The following is a 19,633-nucleotide window of genomic DNA, read 5'->3' on the forward strand; positions in this document are numbered from 1 at the left end:
TGGAGGCAATGAAGTGGGAATCTTATTTTGTTCTCCGCAAGTAGAATTTGAAATCATACGCGAAGAATGGATGAAATCCATTAGCGATCTAGGCCAACGCGGAGTGTTCGTTGGTGGTCCAGTTGTGTCGGACTTTGAAGAACGATTTGCTGAATATACAGGTGTTCCAGCATCAGTTGGAGTTGGCAATGGCACGGATGCACTCTTTATAGCCTTGAAAGCTTTGGGTATCGGACCGGGAGATGAAGTCATCACAGTTGCCAATACTTTTATAGCTACTGTGGAGGCAATTCATCACACGGGTGCACTTCCTGTTCTGGTAGATTGTAATGCTGATGATTTTCTAATCGATATTAAACAGGTTATGGCTAGCGTTACGTCCCGAACGAAAGCAATTATAGCTGTACATCTATATGGGCAAATGGTTGACCTTAAGGAGTTGATTCCTTGGGCTTCGGAGAGAGGAATCTTTATCTTGGAAGATAGTGCACAGGCTGCCGGGGCAAGGCTTAAGGGGAAAGCTGCAGGAAGTTGGGGCACATTAGGTTGTTTTAGTTTTTACCCAGATAAAAATCTGGGTGCATTAGGAGATGGCGGAATGATCAATGTCACTTCAGAAAGCCTTCTGCCTGTGCTCCACAAGTTACGCAACCATGGAGGCGTAGTACGCTATCAACATGAGATCCCAGGCTTTAATAGCAGATTAGATCCCATACAAGCGATTGCGTTAAAGTTGAAGCTTAAATATTTAGATGAATGGTCTGAACATCGTCGCCTTACTGCGCGCATGTATGAGAATTATTTGGGTGAATTCGATTCTGTCATTCTACCATCACATCGCGGGGATGAAAGCCATGTTTTTCATCTATATGTGGTAAGAGTAGATCGTAAGAGTAGAGATGAGTTACGAAAACAACTTCAAAAAAAAGGAATATTAACTGCGGTCCAGTATCCTGTTCCAGTTCATTTGACGCCTGCTTTTAAGTATTTGGGTTATGAGAAAGGTTCATTCCCCAACACGGAATCGTTTTCCGAAGAAATTATCTCATTGCCGATGAACATTCAAATGAATGAGGCTTCAGTGAAGACCATTTCTAATGAAATTATTAAATCCTTATGAGTAAACGACAAATTCATTGTGGCAGAGATTGCATATCATTTGCTTTCGAGAAAGATGGAAGGATCGATTATCGCCTTCTCTATCTCGGCGTTTGGGATTCTCCATTTAAGATTTCAAACGATGGGGTTTCATATGCGGATAATGAACAAAAAGACACTATGTTTGAATTGGTAGAGGAATTATTCCGAAGCCCGTTTATCAACTGGTTAGATCTTAACAAATCAAGGGATAACAATATTAGTCGCTTAGAACGCCAACTTGAGAATATGGACTCCAAGGTGATTCTCATAATGGTAGATTTATTTTTTCTGCCGTATTCCAATTTTTTTGGAAAAAAGCATTTTCCGCATGTGTTAATCGTCGAGAGCTACAAAGATAATGATTGGCATTGTGTTGACCCTTATTTTAGCTGGGAGGGTAACATCACCAGTGAAATAATGAGGAGGGCTTTCGGATGTAAGCAGTATATGATGGGAGTATCTTTAAGCCTGAATACGTTGCAAATGCCTGAATGGGAAAGAGTATCGAGTGTGTTTGAGAAGTATGACCAGAAAATCACGAATAATCTGGCCGTAGAAGTTGAAAAATTCATTCTAAGATTAAATGCATGCGACGCTATCGGGTCATTAAAGGACTATCATCATAGCTGGGAAGACTTAGGGGCCATATACAAGAGATATCGCGGTTACACCTATGTTATTTCTTATTTTTCACAAGAACAAAATGATGAAGATGCGGAAGTCAAAGTAACGGAATTAATAAATAAATGGGAAAGCTTCATGCTTAGTTTATTTCGACTACGCTTGATGGGAAAAGAAGTAGATTTGATAAATATGCTAGACAAGCTTGAAACTATAAAAGCAATAGAGACATCCATTAGGGAATTACTTAGAAAAGCATTTGAGCAATGGAGGGTAGTGCATGATCAAGGAACCGTTCGAACCCATTAGAATTGGATATATTGATGGCGCGCCAAAAAGGGTTAATGAGCGTGTTGTCGACAGTCAATGGATTCAATATCTAGGTGAATATGCAGAATTGGTTAAAATTCCACCTTTCCAGATCTATAAGCTTTTTGGCGGAACAATTAACAATTGGTTACAGCAGTTACCGAAATCGCTTCAAATATTGTCTGATAGATTGGATGAATTGTGTCGAAAATATCGGGTTCGAACCCTCTACATGAATTTGCCTTTTGTTATTCCATATCTTCTAATGGCCCGGAACTATGCTGGTTTGGACGTAGGCTTGTTATTTATTACTCATTCTGTCGGATCCGAATATTGGATGAAACAATGGACTGCGATTGCCCCATTCCTAACAATGCGCGACGTTTTATTAACAAGCACAGAAACAAGCAAAAAGGCATTAATGCAAATATCGGACAAATATCAAATAGCGAAACTTATTCCGTTATGTATAAGCATGCCAGAACAAGCTGCCTCAACAATATCCGAAAGAAATGGAAAACGCTTGTTGTCTATTGGCCGTATTGAAGATGTAAAGAATATCGACATCTTACTTGAAACTTTTGCCCTCTTGTTGAAAGAGATCCCCGACTTACATTTGACAATAGCAGGAGAATTTACTGGAATCTCTGAGGATCAAATTCAAGAATATCGACAAACTTTGGAGCTCATTACGCAACGTCATAAAATGGAGAATAATATTTCCTTTGTTGGTGCAGTAGTGGGTGAGCAGAAAAATACAATTTTCCGCAAATCTGATCTATTGATTAACCTCTCAACAGACCCTGGTGAAACATTCGGTTATAACCTTATCGAGGCCATGATGTGGGAGCTGCCGGTCATTTGCTCCAACTGGGATGGCTTCCAGGAAATTATTGAATCCGGAGTAGACGGTTATTTAATTGATTGTAATTGGGACAATGAATGTCCTGTAATCGATCAACAACAAATAGTTCATCGCTGCTTGTTTCTATTAGAAAAAGCAGTACGGATACAAAGTTTAGCGAACCGTTCGCGAGAGAACGCAAGGAGATATGACTTTCAAATCATTGTACCTCAAATTATGTCAGCGGTACGTGAAGCGATGGTAAAAAAAGTAGAAGCACAAAATGATACTGCCGCTATGGCTATGTCCAGTGCCATTGAACTAAAGAAAATATTCCATTTAGAAAACTTGAATCAAATGCCATTTATTAATGAAAGTCTCGCAATGGTGCCTTCACTTGATAATACTACGCCTGTTCATAAATGGATGCCGCTAGTAAAACCGGTAATTCATCATTTTGCAGGGAGACAACAGCATGCAAAGCTATAGATTATTTCTAAGGCTAGCTGCACGAGTAAGAATTAATTGGAAGCTTACAAGCGTTGCCTATCTTTGCACATTACTGAGTATGACGTTAACCCTGCTACAACCATTTATATTTCTTCAACTCATTGACAAAGTATGGGTGGGAAAGCAATCCGATTATTTTTATCCCTTGTTAGCCCTATCAATTGGATGTGCGCTGTTTGCATCAATTCTAGATATTATTCGAGATAGCCTTTTTCGTTACCTCGATATTCGTACAACTCTGGATCTCAGAAATGTAGTTCTCGATCATCTTCGTAAGATTCCGTTGGCTGAAATAGAAAAAAATGGTCCTGGTAAATTTGCACCATTACTTGCTGGAGATACCGCAACAATGTCCAATTTTGTTAATCGTATTATCGTAGAGATGTTTATTCAGATGGTGACTATGCTTGTCGCAATAATCATGATTTTCTATATGAATTGGCGTTTAGGTTTAGTTGTGGTTGTCAGCATACCTCTTTTACTATATATTCCCAACATTTTTCGAAATCAGTTATTTCGTATTTCTCAATACATCCGATCCAATAATGAACAAGTGGGAACTCTTATGTATGAATGTATTCAGGGTTCTAGGGAGATTCGAGCTTTTGGTCTCGAAGCATGGGAGAGGGATAGAAACGAAAAACTGTATAAGGGCCTGATAACAAAAAGCACAAAAGAAACGATATATAGAGCGACTTCAGCTCAAATGAGTACTATGGTCATTAGCGCAATCATTGTCCTACTTTATGGATTCGGAAGTAGACAAATTCTAAATGGAACTTTGACCATTGGAATGTTAGTAGCAGCTATCACTTATTTTAACAATGCACTTCGTCCCATTCAGACCGTGAACAAGTACTATGGGGATATCAAGTACTCTGAAGTGGCGATGGAACGTGTGGAGAACTTCTTGAGGATTCCTACAGAATCCGCCATTAAGGAAAAGCAAGACGGAATGTACTCGCAGAAAAACGCGGGGCTAAAACAAGTTGATGTCATTTCCCATGATCTGCATGTTATTTATGAAGGAAATCATATTCTCAAAGGAATTAACTTAGTTGTAAAGTCAGGGCAAAAAGTTGCTATTGTTGGGGCTAGTGGTTCCGGTAAAACAACGCTTCTTAAAACACTGATGGGGTTTTTACCCATCACATCTGGAGAGTTATTGGTTTTCGATCGCCCGTTGACAGAATGGTCTAGATCATTATTGATGAAGCATGTAGGAATGATGTTTCAAGAATCCTTTATATTTGCTGGAACAATATATGAAAATATTGCACTAGGTAACTTAGCTTCCACTGAAGAAGAAGTTAATGACGCAGCGCAAAGAGCAGGATTAAAGTCATTACTTGATACGCTTCCAGAGGGTTTACATACACGGATTGATAATCAAGGCTTCCAATTATCCGGAGGTCAGAGACAACGGCTAGCTATTGCTCGATTGATTTTGAAAAAACCATGGTTTTTGATTTTGGACGAGCCAACATCCGCATTAGACCGCACGACAGAAACCCAAGTATTGAACGAATTGAACGAAATTATGAAAGGAAGAACCACCTTGATCTCATCCCATCGGCTCGAAACGATTATGTCGGCAGATGTCATCTATGTTATGGATCAAGGAAAGATTATCGATTCTGGGACTCATGCAACACTCATTGCAGATTGTGAAATTTATAAAAAGTTGGTGGACGAAAAACATCATCAAACAAAATTGGAAGTATTCACTCACTAACGGGGGGATGAAATGACTATTGTTCGAAATGAAATTAATAATCATCGTATTGTAAAGCTGGCACCGTTAGAATGTTTTACTTCCTGTATACTTACTTACTTGAATATGTCGAACAAAGATTATCGCCGAATTCTACTAGAATATTGGAACATTAACTATCAATTCAGAACGCTTCTAGCAAGCAAGGATGCTAGACAGATGGCATTGGAATTCTATTATGGCATCTTTGTAAATTTTTCAAAAGGGAACTTAAAGGATTTACTTGTTACCCTAACCAGAGGTAACAGTGTGATCTTTCTATGCACGGCGTCAAAGCTTAGTTACTTTCCCAGAAACATGTTAGGACTAGAAGCTTCGGGATTTCAGCACTCAATATTAATTTGTGGGTGGAATCAAGATTCTAAACGATTCTTAATCGTAGACCCTATGGTCGATTTCATTGGCGAGATTAACGAAGAAGAACTAATTCCTTCTGGATACCGACGCTCCACTCACCAAGAACTTCTTTTCTTTGAAATTGGAAATCAACCGGAACATGATTTCCAAGAGCCCACTGCCGAACATCAATTCGCATTTGCGTCGATGAGAAATAATTCATTTTTTGAAACCGACAAATTGAAAAGAGAACCTATGATTGCTGAGCAACAAGGCCAACTTTCAACTAAGCAGAGGTCTTGGATGGAATGGTTCAGCAATAGGCATAGTGGTGGCAAAGCTTTAGAGATGTTTGCTAAAGATCTAACTATGTCAAAGGAATGGCCACAAAACATCCGGAGCAACTGGATTGATAAGAATATTCTTACAATCTCATCTATCACATTGATTAGAAAACTTGTTTGGAATAGTTATTCAAATCTGAATGTGATGAAGCAAGAGCAAGAAGAAGCTGGGGAAAATCAAATGCAACAAATCACGATATACTGGCAAAACCTAAATATTAAGCTAATGAGATATAAGCAGACATCTTCAAATGAGGTTGTCAATTTGGATCCACTATTACGAAATATTAATCAAATAAAAACGATCGAGTTAGAATTTCTGAAATGGATGGAAGAAGTCGGAAGGTCAATCTATTCGGAAAATGGAGAGTCCACAGTTCACTGAAAGGAAGAATATCGTGCAAATTAATATTGAAACTTGTCTAAAAGCCTTAATCCTGCGAAACTCATTGATTGAAATTACATATGAAAGTATCGACGAGAATACTGATTTGATAAATGATTTAGCACTCGATTCAATGGCAATCGTTAATATGTTCGCTGACATTGAAGCAGAGTTTCAGATCGAAGTAGATATTGATTCCATTAAAAATCCAATATTGGAAAAGTTCCAATATCTGAAGGAGTATGTGCTGGAACAGAAAAAGAAAGGGGGTTAAACATTGAGTATCCAATGGTTAGTGGAAAGGATGCGTACGTATGCTGATCGGGAAGCATTAATCTATGGAGAACAAATTATTACTTATCGTATGCTTCTTGAGGAGTATCATACGAACCAACAATGTCTCAAGAATGCGCAAATAAAGTCTGGGGAAATTGTGGCCATAGAAGGCGACTACTCGCCTGAGGTGGTTGGAACCGTTTTGGCGTTGATTACCAATGGTAATATCATAGTTCCCATATCTCGGAATGTACAACATCTGAAGAGTAATCTTTTAGCAATTGCAGAAGTGCAGAAATGCATTGATTTTAATGAAAATTTTTTTCGAGCATATTCGCTTGAGCAGTCCGTTAATCATGAGTTACTGAATGACCTTATAGCAACTTCACACGCGGGTCTCGTTTTGTTTTCTTCAGGCAGTACAGGCAAACCAAAAGCAATCTTACATGATCTAGATAAGCTTCTAGAAAAGTTTAAAACTAATCGAGACACTATGCGCACAATGACGTTCCTTTTGTTTGATCATATTGGTGGCCTGAATACACTCTTCCACACATTGGCTAACGGCGGAACGATTATTTGTCCGAAAAGTAGAAATCAGCATGATGTTTGTGCTGCAATAGAGAGTTTCAAAGTAGAACTACTCCCTACTACACCTAGCTTTTTGAATTTATTGCTGATGACAAAGAAGTATAAAGATTATGATCTATCCTCTTTGAAAATGATTACTTACGGGACGGAAGTTATGCCTGAGAGTACGTTACGAAGAATTCTTGATTCTATGCCTAATGTTGAACTACGACAGACATATGGGTTATCTGAGTTGGGAATACTTCGGGCTAAATCGCAGAATAGAGGATCATTATGGGTGAGTGTTGGAGGAGAGGGGGTCGAGACAAAGATCGTTGATAATCTTCTCTATATCAAGTCTGAAACGGCAATGAAAGGATATTTAAACGCTCAGGATCCGTTCGATAAACAGGGCTGGTTTAATACAGAAGACGAGGTTGTAACTGATGGTAAATTTATCCGCATTATTGGCAGAAGGTCAGAGATTATAAATGTTGGAGGTAGAAAAGTATATCCTGCGGAAGTGGAAGAAGTATTACTGCAAATGCCAGAGATTAGAGATGTTATTGTAAAGGGTCAGCCCAATCCTTGGTTGGGTCAAGTTGTTGCAGTTATTGCTAATGTACACGAACCTTTGGATTTGATGGAATTAAAGCAAAGAATCAGACTTTTTTGTGAGAATAAATTGGAAAGTTTTCAAATTCCGGTTTACGTCTCCATTCAAGACATTGAACTGTTTTCCGATCGCTTCAAAAAGATAAGAAAATGATTATACGAACTGCCCATTCTACGGAGGCTATGAATGAAATTAGATGTGTCACATTCCCGAATCGTGAGTTTACCTGCATTAATGTGCAAAGAATCCTGCATTATGACTGGGCTTAATATGGCTGGGTATAACTACAAATTGATGTTGCTCGAAGCATGGAACCTTCTCTATGAGGGCGGTGTTCTGATAGGAAGCAAACGATTATCTAAGTTCGACTTGGGCTTCATATATGGCATTCAAACAGGCGAGGTTACAGGAAACGTTGGGAAGCTAATTCAGTTAATCGAAAATAATGGTTTGGTTCTTGTCTCCGTTCGGGAATCTAAATTAAAGTTCACGAGAAATCATGAAATTGAATTCGATTCAGTTGGCTTTACACATCAGATTCTCGTTTATTCATATGATTCAGAATCGGAGCTTTTTGAAATTATTGATCCGGTTTCCGATTATATGGGATCTATTTCAATATTAGAGTTGCAGGCGGCAGCCACTGTTCATGGATTGTTTAAACTTTGGTATATGGATTTATTCGAAATTAAATCCGCAGCTTCAATCGATGAGATCTATAGAAGGGCTGCTGTCACAAATTTTAGCCGGTTTGAGAAAAATAAATTAGCTCTTCTTCAAATGAAAGAGGATTTGCTAAAAACTCCTGAACTACCGCTAAAGGAACGGGAACTCTGGTTTAAGCGAAATGCACTAACCATATCTACTATTGCGAAGATTCGTCAGAATATTTGGATAACATTTTCGGAATCTGACTCGCTGACAAAAGAACAAAAGATGAAAGGTTTAGCTTTAATAGATTCAATTGGTAAAGGGTGGATCTCCTTCAAGTTTCAATTGATGAAGGTGATGATACATCCACTTGATTTTGAGTTATTAAACTCAATAGAGCAGAGAATTGAATCATTAATTCATTTGGAGTATGAATTCCTAAAGCATATTTATTATCAGTGGGGAAAATAGAGAAAGGAAAGTGGAAGCGGAAATGAAAACCAAGGCCATAATAGTACAAGCCGACTATGCTCCCAAAGAAGGAATTCCTAATCCAACCCCTAACCAAATTTACAAAAATGCTACATTATCCATTCAGGAACGAAATTTAGGTCATCTTCGTCCCCATGATATTCGAGTCAAGATGCATTACATCGGTATTTGCGGAACAGATGTTCATGTGGCCTCAAATGATCCGGCGACCCAATACATCACCTGTTCGGCACCTCTCTCGATTCCCGTCAATGGAAGAGTCATCGGCCATGAAGGCGTGGGTGAAATTATAGAAACAGGTGAAATGGTAACGTACTTCAGGCCGGGGATGATCGTCGCGTTCGAGTCCATTATTGCGTGTAATCAATGCACGGTTTGCAGAAGGGGTGATTTTAATCAATGTAAAAATGCAGAATTGCTAGGTCTAGAAAAGGATGGATTGCTTGGTTCAGTGGTCGATTTACCTGCATCTATAGCACATGATTTGACTGGATTTATTCGTTCAACCTACGACTGGATTGCTGCTACGAATATTGAGCCGGCAGCTGTAGCTTATCTAGGTTGCGAAAACGCAGTACTAAGACCTGGTGAGAAGGTTGTCATCTTTGGAGCCGGACCTATTGGTGCTTTTTCGGCTATGTTATGCAGAAAAGTATTTGGAGCAGCTGAAGTACATGTTGTCGAGCCCAATCCTTTCCGAAGGGATTTAGCAGGCAAATGGGCTGATCGAACTTATGATATTAGTGAATTTTTCGACGGGGAATTACAACAAATCGATGTCGTTATCGAAACTTCGGCAATTTTGCACAATATCACCTCGGTATTCCCTAGGTTGAATGCTAATGCGAGAGTTATCCTGCTCGGACGCAAAGGGGAGCCTCTTCAAATTAATGATGTAGATCATTTAATTACAAATGCTATTACTATTAAAGGCTCCCGGGGGCATTTAGGTGGAGCCTATCTCAAGATTATGGATCTCCACTATGCTTGCAGAATAAATTTGAATGATATTGTGACCACATTAGTAAATGGTTTAAAAGCGGGGATGAACTTACTACAAAATCCAGAGATAATCGAGAACGAAAATTGCAAAGTCATTATTGATCTTACAAGTAAGATTGAGGAGTGAACTACGCATGAAAAAAAAACTAGATATGAATTATCCGGTGATTACTTCGTATCCCATGCATGCGAATATTATTTCAATTCTTGCCGGACATAAATGTTTTGAAGACTGGTTATACAACAATCATTTACAAGTAGCAAGCGTAAGCATCAATGGAACAGTGTGGGCGGGATTTTATAATCCCCTTGGAAGAAAACATTATCCACTAATAAATAAAGAGTATATGACAAGAGAAACGATCGTTAGAAACAACTTGGATATTTGCGACTTGCTAATTAAGAGCATTGATCAAAATAAGTATGCATATATGGGGGTCGATACTTTTTATATCAAATCCTACAACCATAATCATCACTTTAACCATGACTTGTTTATTTATGGGTACAACGAGGATGAGCAACTGTTCTATATTGCCGACTTTTTTGGAACGAAATACTCTTTTTCCGAAGCGACCTTTACTGAAGTCTCAAACGCATTTCATTCGACATTCCCTGAAGACCCTAATTTTAACGGGATACAGTTACTGAGTGTTAATCACGATGAATTATACACATTCGATTTATTCCATATCATCGAGATGATATGGAATTATTTAAACTCAACTCCCGTATCCAGATACTATAAACCGATTCAAGAGCCAATTGAAAACGAGAAATTCGGATTAAGCGTATATGAGGAGATTAAATCAAACTTAATATCTCTTGGATATGCATATCCCGTATTGAGGAACTTGCATATTTTATGTGATCACAAAAAGTTAATGGTTCTCAGATCTATCTACATTGACGAGAAATACCAACAACCAAATGAAAAGATTATCGGGGCATTTGAAGAGATCGAAAAAAAAGCCAATATCATTCGGAACTTATATATGAAGAACATGGTTAGCCTTAATAAGGAACCACTGACAAAGTTCACATACTTACTTGAGGATCTTCAAATGCGAGAGAAGGATGCCATGGAATGCTGGCTTGAGCGTTTGAGAAAAATTACAGGTTAAGGAGAGTATGGGGATGAGTAAAGAATGGAAAAAAGAAGAGGTAATTGATTACTTAAGGGAAAGTATTGCAGAACTTACGGAAGAATCTAAAGACTCAGCCCCTGTTGATATTCACGAACCTATATATGACATGGGTGTGGATTCAATGAAAACCATTCAACTCATCGTTCTGATCGAACAACACTTCGACATCAATTTCGATGATGAAGAATTGATTATGGAATCATTTTCGACGATTGATCGAATTACCGATTGCATTGTAAATAAACTAAGAAGTTGAATGAGTACAAGTAATCTCATACTAGACAAAGGTGAAAATATGCAAAGAAGATATGCTACGCAAGGTATTCTGGACTTAGGGCAAGCAGAATCGTTAGTATCCAAAATGATTTATAGTGTCGAGGGGATCTCGAACTGCTTTTTGGATGAAGATACGCAAGAGATGGTTGTCGGGCTAACAAGTCAAAGCGACTTTGCATTAATTGATAGAACTTTTGAGTCGTTGTTACATTTGGAAAAGAAACATCGTACATTTAGACATCGGATTTATAAACAAAGTAATGTTACCAATTATTCAAACAAAAAGTTGCATGATGATGTAGATATAATTTTTGCTGAAGATGGCACTGCACGACGTGATTTTGCTGTTTTACTTTTTGATATCCTTGATTTGTATTTCTATAAAATTGCATGTCGACATGGTGCTTTATTGCGACAATATCCAGCGATGGTTTCCGTTCAAACGCTTGAAAAATGTAATTATATCCACTCATTCCCTCAAAATATCCATCTAGTATCTGAGATTCCACACAAGTTGGACGTGCTTGAGTGTGTTAAAACAACAGACCGTCTTGAGGAGATTACGAGGCTTAGTAAGTATGCTTTGTCGCCTGCTATATGCTTCCATTGTTATGAAGAATTAACGGGCAGTCGATTAAGTCAGTCATTAGTGTTAACAGCACGTGGTTTGTGTTCAAGGCATGAAGCGACATGGAGATTAGGTAAACATCGATTAAATAATTTCAGCATGCGCGAGATAGTCTTATTTGGTACGGATGCGTTTGTTGAATCAATCCGTCGATCATGTATGGATGAAGCATGGCAGCTTTTTGAATCATTTGGCCTAGAAGGTAGAATTGAAACTGCGAGCGACCCATTTTATTTTTCCGAGGACACAGCAAAAGGCCAGCATCAATTGATGGCTAACAAGAAATATGAGCTGATTGTTACTATCGGGAGCGAAGTTTTTTCAATCGCTTCATTTAATCATATGGGCAATACACTATGTAAACCGTTTGATATTTGCGATACGAATAATAAGTTTTTGAATTCAGGCTGTATAGGTTTTGGAATTGATCGATGGGTCTACGCGTTACTTAAAACTTATGGCACTCAGTTGGAATCATGGCCGCAACTGTTTCAGGACAAGATTGCATTAATTCAAAATACGGTTTAAAGGGGCGCAAACATGTTCACTGTTATTTTGTGTACCTATAATTCGGTCAACAGAATATCAAGAGCAATCGAGAGCGTTTTAAATCAACGGCAATATGGGCAGTTGGTAGATAAGTTTTTGATTATAGATAATCACTCAACTGATCAAACATCTAAAATCATTAAAACTTATAAAAACAAGGTTAGTAATTTGTGCTATTTATATGAGGAGCGGCAAGGGCTCAGTTATGCAAGGCTACTGGGGGTTAGGAATACAAATACGGAATGGATTATTTTCGTTGATGACGATAATCTTCTCGACGAAAATTGGATTGTGAAAGCGCATCAATATATTTTGAAAAATAAAAAGATTGGTGCCTTCAACGGAGCGGTCGTACCACTTATTGAGTTCGATATGAATGAAACAGAAAAAATCATTCTGGAAGCTGCTTTTAGAGCCTTTGCATGTACCCATCTAGACAAGAATGAAATTGATTATAGGCGTAAAAAGCATCCAGAAGTCATTCCATTTGGTGCTGGCTTAGTCATAAGGAGCCTTCCTCTAAAAAAGCTAGCGGAAGAGGGATGGTTGACTAGCACAGGCAGGTCAGGAACTAATTTAGTGTCAGGAGAGGATACTGAGATGTGCGTTCAGGTACATAATAGTGGATATCAATATGGCTATAATCCTAACATGGTAATTGAGCATATTATTCCACGCTTTAGGTTGAATATTGATTATCTGAATAAGCTTTATCGCGAATTTGTGGTCGGGCATTACACGATTATCTTGAAAAGTAGAATCCCTTTATTATCAAGAATGGTAACACTTTTGAGTTGCTCTAATCGAATTGTTACCAACACAATGAAGCACAAGATTTCGAGAGACTTAAAAGCAAAAAAGATGACTGAAATAAAGATGATTTACGACAAATTTTTCGTCAAAAAAATTTGGGATGAAGGTTTTTTTTAATTAGGTTGTGGAGGCGAGAAAATGTCAAGAACGCTACAAAACTTTGATGCGGATTGGAAGTTTCATCTAGGTGACATTCCTATTAAACTTGCGATTAAGGGTGGGATGACAGGAGGAGTGACGGATACGCAAGTCATTGAAGAAAGCGAGTGGCTTAAAATTGCAGACTTTGATGAACGGGAAAGATCGGTCATTAACGAGGATGAATGGACGAGAGTTGACATCCCTCATGATTGGTGTGTGGAAGGAAGCTACATCTATGACGGTGATAAAGAAAAGCAATATAGGAATCATGGGTATTTACCAGTCGGAGTAGGCTGTTATCGTAAAGTTTTTAACATTCACATGGAGGACTTTGGGAAGAAGATAGGCATAGAATTTGAAGGCGTTATGCGAAACAGCACCGTATGGGTAAATGGACATTTGATGGGCACACATCAAAGCGGCTATATTGGATTCTTTTATGATCTCACAGATCTGCTGCGATATGGAGACGAAGGGGAAAATGTTATTTTTGTTAAAGTTGACGCTAGTGAGTATGAAGGATGGTGGTATGAGGGATGCGGTATTTATAGACATGTATGGCTTGTTAAAACGAATAGGCTGCATGTTAAGCGGTATGGGACATATATTACGACTCCAACCGTTCAAGAAGAGGAAGCGCATGTCAGCATAAGAACTAACGTGTGTAATGAAAACCCTTTTAGCATGGACTTTACACTATCTACATCAATCGTAGACTGTAACGGAAAAATAGTCGGATGTACAAACGATAATAAAACCATTAATGGAGATACAACGATTGAAATTGAAAGCGGAGTTATAATATCGAACCCGGAATTGTGGTCGCCAGAGCGACCATATCTTTACGTGGCTGTATCTGATGTAATTGCAGAAAAGAAGATAATAGACAGCTATAAGACAACAATTGGCATTAGAACGATCGAGTTTACGCCAGACAAAGGATTTTATCTAAACCGTAAACCTTATATTATTAAAGGAACTTGTAATCATCAGGATTTTGCAGCAGTTGGAATAGCTTTGCCAGATCAAATTACCGAATATAAAATTCGTCTTCTCAAAGAGATGGGAAGCAACGCCTACCGAGCTGTCCATCATCCGCCATCTCCAGAACTGCTCCATCTTTGCGATAGTATGGGGATGTTAGTAATAGATGAGAACCGAAAGTTGGACGTATCGCCAGATGGTATTAAAAATTTGAAGAGCATGTTATTTCGGGATCGAAATCATCCTTCTATTATTATGTGGAGTCTGGAAAATGAAGAATTATTGGAAGGTACAAAAGTAGGTACACGTATGCTTGACACCTTATCCAGGATAACTCACAAAATCGATCCTACTAGGCCAACTGTGGCTTGCATGAATCATGCTTGGAATGAGGGTGGCTATGGAAGTTCAGTTGATATCATGGGTTATAACTATGGACAGAGGAATGATCAATATATTAAGGATCACGAGAAATATCCAGATCGAATAATGATTGGTAGCGAGAGTTCCAGTTGCACAACAACACGGGGAGAATATACGAATAATGCACTCTTTGGATATTGTTCTTCTTATGGTGATCACATTCCTGAGTGGGCATGCTCCCATGAAAAGTCGTGGCAGGATTTAGTTAGCTACCCATTTATATCAGGTATCTTTGTATGGACAGGATTCGACTATCGAGGGGAACCAGTTCCTAATAAATATCCATGTATCGGATCACATTTCGGCATTATGGATAGTTGCGGTTTTCCGAAGGATGCCTACTACTATTACAAATCAATTTGGACTGATGAACCGACGGTTCATATCTTTCCTCACTGGAACTGGCCGGGAAAAGAAGGTCAACAGATTGATGTTTGGGGCTATAGCAATTGCGAAACGGTTGAATTATTCCTAAATGATGAATGCCTTGGTATAAAGGTTGTTGATAGGACCTCTCATCTGGATTGGAAAGTAATTTATGCACCAGGGAACTTGATTGCTGTTGGAAAAAATAATGGGGTAGAGGTTATACGAAAGGTCGTTGTGACGACAGGTTACCCGGAAAAGATGAAATTATACGTTGAAAAAATAGCGTCCAAATCAGAAGAAAATGTAATTGTAATCATAAAAGTATCTATCGTAGATCATAATGAAACAATTGTGCCCACGGCAGATAATGAAGTTGTTTTCAATGTAAAAGGCAATGGAAAAGTTATCGGCGTCGGAAACGGAAACCCAAGCAGTCACGAACCGGATAAAGGCATACGAAGGAGAGCGTTTAACGGCCACTGTATGGCAATTATTCAAATTGGGGATGGCAAAGGCGATGTGTCACTAGAGGTGACATCGAAATCACTTGCATCAACCTCGCTTGTTATTAATTAAAGCCTATATTGTGAAGTTCGTTAATAATACGTTTGTAAAAGACTTCAATTGAGGTGAAAATATGAAGGTTTAGGTGGAACAAATTGTAAGTAAGGGATTGGGTGCTGCTGTTTGGATCACAATCAATTGAGCTACTTTGTTATTCATTATACAAAAAACGGAATCCATAGTAATAATGGAGTCCGTTTTTTTGTTATCTCATCAAGTAAGTTAATGATATTTTGACGACAATAAACAATTGTCATAGTTTTGTTGTGAAACATCAATAAATCTATGAAGTCGGACAAGCTGAAGAAAGTGTTAATATTCATATGAGGATTTGGCACTTAAATGGATAAATTCATGTAGAAGAAAATGGATTTGGTAGGGCTACGAACGTACGTGGGGAATGTTGATTGATCTCCGTAGAATAATAGGCACAGAAAACACTGTGGAAGTAGTGCTTTGTAAAGCAGCTTGAAGAAGATAGGGAGTCCTCACAATAAGGCAATGTGGGTCAGATCAACAATAGTTGAGGTCACTGATACCATAATCTCTCATCTGAGACAGAAGAAGATAATCTAACTCTTCTTCTGTTTTTTTCATGTTCAGAAAACGGGAGTACTAAAAACTGCATTATTATTTGGAGTTGAGCGTTAATTTATACACTTATGGTGGCGGAGAGCCCATTTTATAATTTGATATGTAAGCACATAACTTTAGGGGGCAACAAAGTGAAAAAAACAATGCTTTTAAGTTTAGTATTGACGGTCATGATCGTGGTCGCTGGATGCGGTAAAAATTCCTCCACATCTAACAACTCACCTAGCGAACCAGCTGCAACCACTTCAGCCGAGGCTCAGCCATCTTCTTCCTCAGCCGCTTCGGAATCAGCTTCTTCTGCTCCCGAGGATCAACCGGCAGAGTTGAGTGTACTCGTATTCGAATCGCCTAACTTAACAGCTCAGTTCTGGGATGGCGCTATTAAGAGATTTACGGATAAACATCCTAACATTAAAATAAACAAAATCGTATCTCCGGATCTCGATCGTACGAAATACGCTAAACAATTGCTTGCAAGTGGACAGTTTCCAGACGTTCTGATGTCGATCGATGTTCAAGATTTCACGAACTCCAAATCTTTGCTTCCAATTGATGATAAATACTTAAGTAAGGTACCTGGTGCAGAAGGCAATGCAATTAACGGTAAAGTATATCAGCTCCCATGGGGTGCGCAGACAATTCCGTATATTTACTACAATAAAAAGATGTTCGCAGATGCTGGCGCAACCGAGCCAAAAACTTGGGCTGAATTCTTAGATGTTATCGCAAAATTGAAAAAAGCCGGCTTTACTCCGTTGTTGAACGGAGGAGGAAAGGATACATGGGCTACTACATTCCTGCTAGATGGCATTATCAGCACAGATGTCTTTACCCAAGATCCGGACTGGGTCACTAAACGTAAAAATGGCGAAGTGAAGTTCTCTGATCCATTGTTCAAGAACGCCGTTAAAAAATGGAAAAGCCTTTACGATTCCAAATCTTTTAACTCAGATGGATTGAGCATCGATTATTCGTTACTGCAAGATGCCTTCTTGAAAGGTAAAGGTGCTATGTACCCAATGGGTTCTTGGTTCGTAGCGGCAGCGGATGCACAAAAAGATATCGATGTGGGCGTGTTTACGGTTCCGACAGATGATGGATCCATCGTAATTCCATATTCTGTAGGTGGTCCTGCATCCGTTAGTGCCAGCACGAAATATCCAGAGGCCGCACAAATGTTCGCGACCGAGTTTGTAACGGATGCCCAAAACGTCGTTGAAATCGTCAAGTCGGACGCATTGATTCCACTAGACGGTCAAACAGTTGACTATCAATACTCACCTTTGTTCCAACGTGTAATTGACTTGATTGGCCAAGGAAAAAAAGTTAATGCGTTTAGCTGGGAAAATGGGGATGCATCGATGATTGCCGGTATGAAGGACGAAATGAACAAAACCGCGCAAAATATCATTCTTGGAAAATCGGTGGATTCCGAATTGGCAGCACTCGATGCCAAATGGGAACAAACCAGCGCTCGCAGTAAATAAAAGTCTCATAAAAGGTAAACATGAGGAGAAGGGAAGCGATTCTCTTCTCCTCCCTTCTTCTTTGAAATCAAGGGGTGTGAAGAAACTGAATAATAAAACTACCAACTTTTTTCTCTTTGTATCTCATGGATTGTTTATTTACTTGACGTTTGTCATCATGCCGATTGTACTCTGCATTTATTACAGCTTTACGAATTTCAATCCGTTATTCAAGGGATTTAAGGTAATCGGGTTTCAAAATTATGCAGATTTATTGAAAGATAGTGCCTTTGGTCATGCCATCGTTGTAACCTGTATTATCGCTCTTATAGTGACGATTGCTGCTAATGCAATGGGATTGTTATCCGCCCTCTTGGTGAATTATAAAAGCTGGGTTTACAATGCATCCCGAACAATATTTTTCACACCTCAAGTATTGAGTCCCGTAGTCGTTGGGTTTATCTGGTCAATAATGTTAACGGATGACGGTGTTTTGAACAAACTGTTAGGCTATATAGGTTTAAGTGGAACAAGTTGGCTCGCAAATCCAAGCATTGTTGTCTACTCAATCGCAGCTGTTATCGTGTGGCAATCTATGGGGTTTTGTACAGTTGTATTCCTTGCGACACTACAAAGTATTCCGAGCGATTTGTACGAAGCGGCCAAAATCGATGGTTGCAATCGCAGACAGAAATTCAGGCATATCACATATCCGTTACTTGCACCGGGCATTACGATTAATACGGTCATGCTACTGATTTCCACCTTTAAGGTGTTCGACCATGTCGTCGTGTTGACGAATGGAGGACCGGGAACCACTTCAGAAACGATTTCATTAAAAATAATAAATACAGCCTTTAATGAGAATCAAATGGGATATGCATCAAGTATGGCTGTCGTGTTGTTTGCACTAATCGGTGTTATTTCCATCGTCGTCGTTACTGGGTTGAAACGCAGGGAGGTAGAATATTAGATGTTACTTAAATGGTCTTCAAAAGCCCATGCGTTGTTTACAGTCTGTGTCACAGTAGTTTTCTTTCTTCCATTATATCTGGTGCTAATAAACATTTTTAAGGATAGCAAACAGGTTATGGGGGACCCACTTGGATTTCCGACGAGTTTCACGCTAGCCAATATACGAAGCGTTCTTACGCGGCCGGATCATCTGATTTACACGAGCATGTGGAATAGTACCTTAATTACAGCTTTGTCTGTATGTGTGGTTATCGTTTCCTCATCTATGGTGGCCTATTATTTGGTTCGAAATGATAGCAAAAAATCCCGATTATTACTCGTTTTCTTTTTATTCGGGCTGATGGTTCCAACTACAATTATATTGATTCCAGTCGTTAAAGTGCTAATCGCGGTTCATTTAATGAGCACAAAGACGGGACTTATTGCTTTTTATATGGGGTACTACGTCCCCTTTGGCATTTTCATGTATTCCGGATTTATTAGGACGATTCCAAGAGAGTTGGATGAAGCAGCCGCAATCGATGGTTCCAGTCCATTACGTACATTCTGGCGTATTATTTTTCCGTTATTAGGACCTTGTACGTCAAGTGTAATTATCTTCATTGGGCTGTGGGTTTGGAATGACTTCTTGAATCCGCTTATTATTATTGGGCCAATAAAGGGAACCACAATTACTGCCGGGATTTACCGCGTTATAGGGCAATATTCGGTCAATTGGGGTGAAATGTTCGCAATGATGTTTTTGGCTTCATTACCGATTATCTTCTTATATCTTGCATTGCAACGGAAATTTGTGGAAGGCATTACTTCTGGTTCTTTGAAGGGCTAAGGAG

General features: G+C 39.0%; 17 protein-coding genes. All 17 read left to right on the plus strand.

Annotation, left to right across the window (positions count from 1 at the left end; all coding sequences use genetic code 11):
• Nucleotides 1–13 precede the first annotated feature (13 nt).
• The 17 genes from D7Z26_RS13810 to D7Z26_RS13890 all read left to right on the plus strand — a co-directional run bounded on the left by D7Z26_RS13810 (nucleotide 14) and on the right by D7Z26_RS13890 (nucleotide 19,629).
• On the plus strand, nucleotides 14–1,120 hold the full coding sequence (locus D7Z26_RS13810) for a DegT/DnrJ/EryC1/StrS family aminotransferase (protein WP_120977527.1): 1,107 nt from the start codon (nucleotides 14–16) through the stop codon (nucleotides 1,118–1,120).
• Entirely contained in the window at nucleotides 1,117–2,070 is a 954-nt protein-coding gene (locus D7Z26_RS13815) for a DUF6005 family protein (RefSeq protein ID WP_120977528.1), read from the plus strand. The genes D7Z26_RS13810 and D7Z26_RS13815 overlap by 4 nt, the downstream gene beginning before the upstream one ends.
• Complete coding sequence (locus D7Z26_RS13820; protein ID WP_120977529.1) at nucleotides 2,042–3,403, plus strand: glycosyltransferase family 4 protein; 1,362 nt, start codon at nucleotides 2,042–2,044, stop codon at nucleotides 3,401–3,403. The genes D7Z26_RS13815 and D7Z26_RS13820 overlap by 29 nt, the downstream gene beginning before the upstream one ends.
• The gene (locus tag D7Z26_RS13825) at nucleotides 3,390–5,159 is read left to right on the plus strand and encodes an ABC transporter ATP-binding protein (RefSeq protein ID WP_120977530.1); all 1,770 of its coding nucleotides are present in this window, start codon (nucleotides 3,390–3,392) and stop codon (nucleotides 5,157–5,159) included. The genes D7Z26_RS13820 and D7Z26_RS13825 overlap by 14 nt, the downstream gene beginning before the upstream one ends.
• Before the next feature lie 198 nt (nucleotides 5,160–5,357).
• Nucleotides 5,358–6,263: a hypothetical protein gene (locus D7Z26_RS13830; RefSeq protein WP_147423858.1), complete on the plus strand. Its 906-nt coding sequence runs from the start codon at nucleotides 5,358–5,360 to the stop codon at nucleotides 6,261–6,263.
• Nucleotides 6,264–6,276: 13 nt separating this feature from the next.
• A complete protein-coding gene (locus tag D7Z26_RS13835; protein ID WP_158602299.1) occupies nucleotides 6,277–6,537 on the plus strand; it encodes an acyl carrier protein in 261 nt (86 codons plus the stop codon).
• A 3-nt stretch (nucleotides 6,538–6,540) separates the two neighbouring features.
• Complete coding sequence (locus D7Z26_RS13840; RefSeq protein WP_120977533.1) at nucleotides 6,541–7,878, plus strand: ANL family adenylate-forming protein; 1,338 nt, start codon at nucleotides 6,541–6,543, stop codon at nucleotides 7,876–7,878.
• A 33-nt stretch (nucleotides 7,879–7,911) separates the two neighbouring features.
• Nucleotides 7,912–8,847, plus strand: a complete 936-nt coding sequence (locus tag D7Z26_RS13845; RefSeq protein ID WP_120977534.1) for a hypothetical protein — start codon at nucleotides 7,912–7,914, stop codon at nucleotides 8,845–8,847.
• Between the two features lie 22 nt (nucleotides 8,848–8,869).
• On the plus strand, nucleotides 8,870–9,997 hold the full coding sequence (locus D7Z26_RS13850) for a zinc-dependent alcohol dehydrogenase (RefSeq protein WP_120977620.1): 1,128 nt from the start codon (nucleotides 8,870–8,872) through the stop codon (nucleotides 9,995–9,997).
• A 7-nt stretch (nucleotides 9,998–10,004) separates the two neighbouring features.
• Nucleotides 10,005–10,994, plus strand: a complete 990-nt coding sequence (locus tag D7Z26_RS13855) for a cysteine peptidase family C39 domain-containing protein (RefSeq protein WP_120977535.1) — start codon at nucleotides 10,005–10,007, stop codon at nucleotides 10,992–10,994.
• A gap of 13 nt (nucleotides 10,995–11,007) precedes the next feature.
• A complete protein-coding gene (locus D7Z26_RS13860; RefSeq protein WP_158602300.1) occupies nucleotides 11,008–11,274 on the plus strand; it encodes an acyl carrier protein in 267 nt (88 codons plus the stop codon).
• Nucleotides 11,275–12,450, plus strand: a complete 1,176-nt coding sequence (locus D7Z26_RS13865; RefSeq protein ID WP_120977537.1) for a class-II aminoacyl-tRNA synthetase family protein — start codon at nucleotides 11,275–11,277, stop codon at nucleotides 12,448–12,450. It abuts the gene before it with no gap.
• Between the two features lie 12 nt (nucleotides 12,451–12,462).
• A complete protein-coding gene (locus D7Z26_RS13870) occupies nucleotides 12,463–13,401 on the plus strand; it encodes a glycosyltransferase (protein ID WP_120977538.1) in 939 nt (312 codons plus the stop codon).
• 21 nt (nucleotides 13,402–13,422) lie between these two features.
• A complete protein-coding gene (gene galA / locus D7Z26_RS13875) occupies nucleotides 13,423–15,777 on the plus strand; it encodes a beta-galactosidase GalA (protein ID WP_120977539.1) in 2,355 nt (784 codons plus the stop codon).
• 713 nt (nucleotides 15,778–16,490) lie between these two features.
• Entirely contained in the window at nucleotides 16,491–17,846 is a 1,356-nt protein-coding gene (locus tag D7Z26_RS13880) for an ABC transporter substrate-binding protein (RefSeq protein WP_158602301.1), read from the plus strand.
• 76 nt (nucleotides 17,847–17,922) lie between these two features.
• The gene (locus D7Z26_RS13885) at nucleotides 17,923–18,798 is read left to right on the plus strand and encodes a carbohydrate ABC transporter permease (RefSeq protein WP_233566874.1); all 876 of its coding nucleotides are present in this window, start codon (nucleotides 17,923–17,925) and stop codon (nucleotides 18,796–18,798) included.
• On the plus strand, nucleotides 18,799–19,629 hold the full coding sequence (locus tag D7Z26_RS13890) for a carbohydrate ABC transporter permease (RefSeq protein ID WP_120977541.1): 831 nt from the start codon (nucleotides 18,799–18,801) through the stop codon (nucleotides 19,627–19,629).
• The last annotated feature ends 4 nt before the right edge of the window (nucleotides 19,630–19,633 follow it).

This window comes from Cohnella endophytica (assembly GCF_003628305.1).
Taxonomy (GTDB): Bacteria; Bacillota; Bacilli; order Paenibacillales; family Paenibacillaceae; genus Cohnella; species Cohnella endophytica.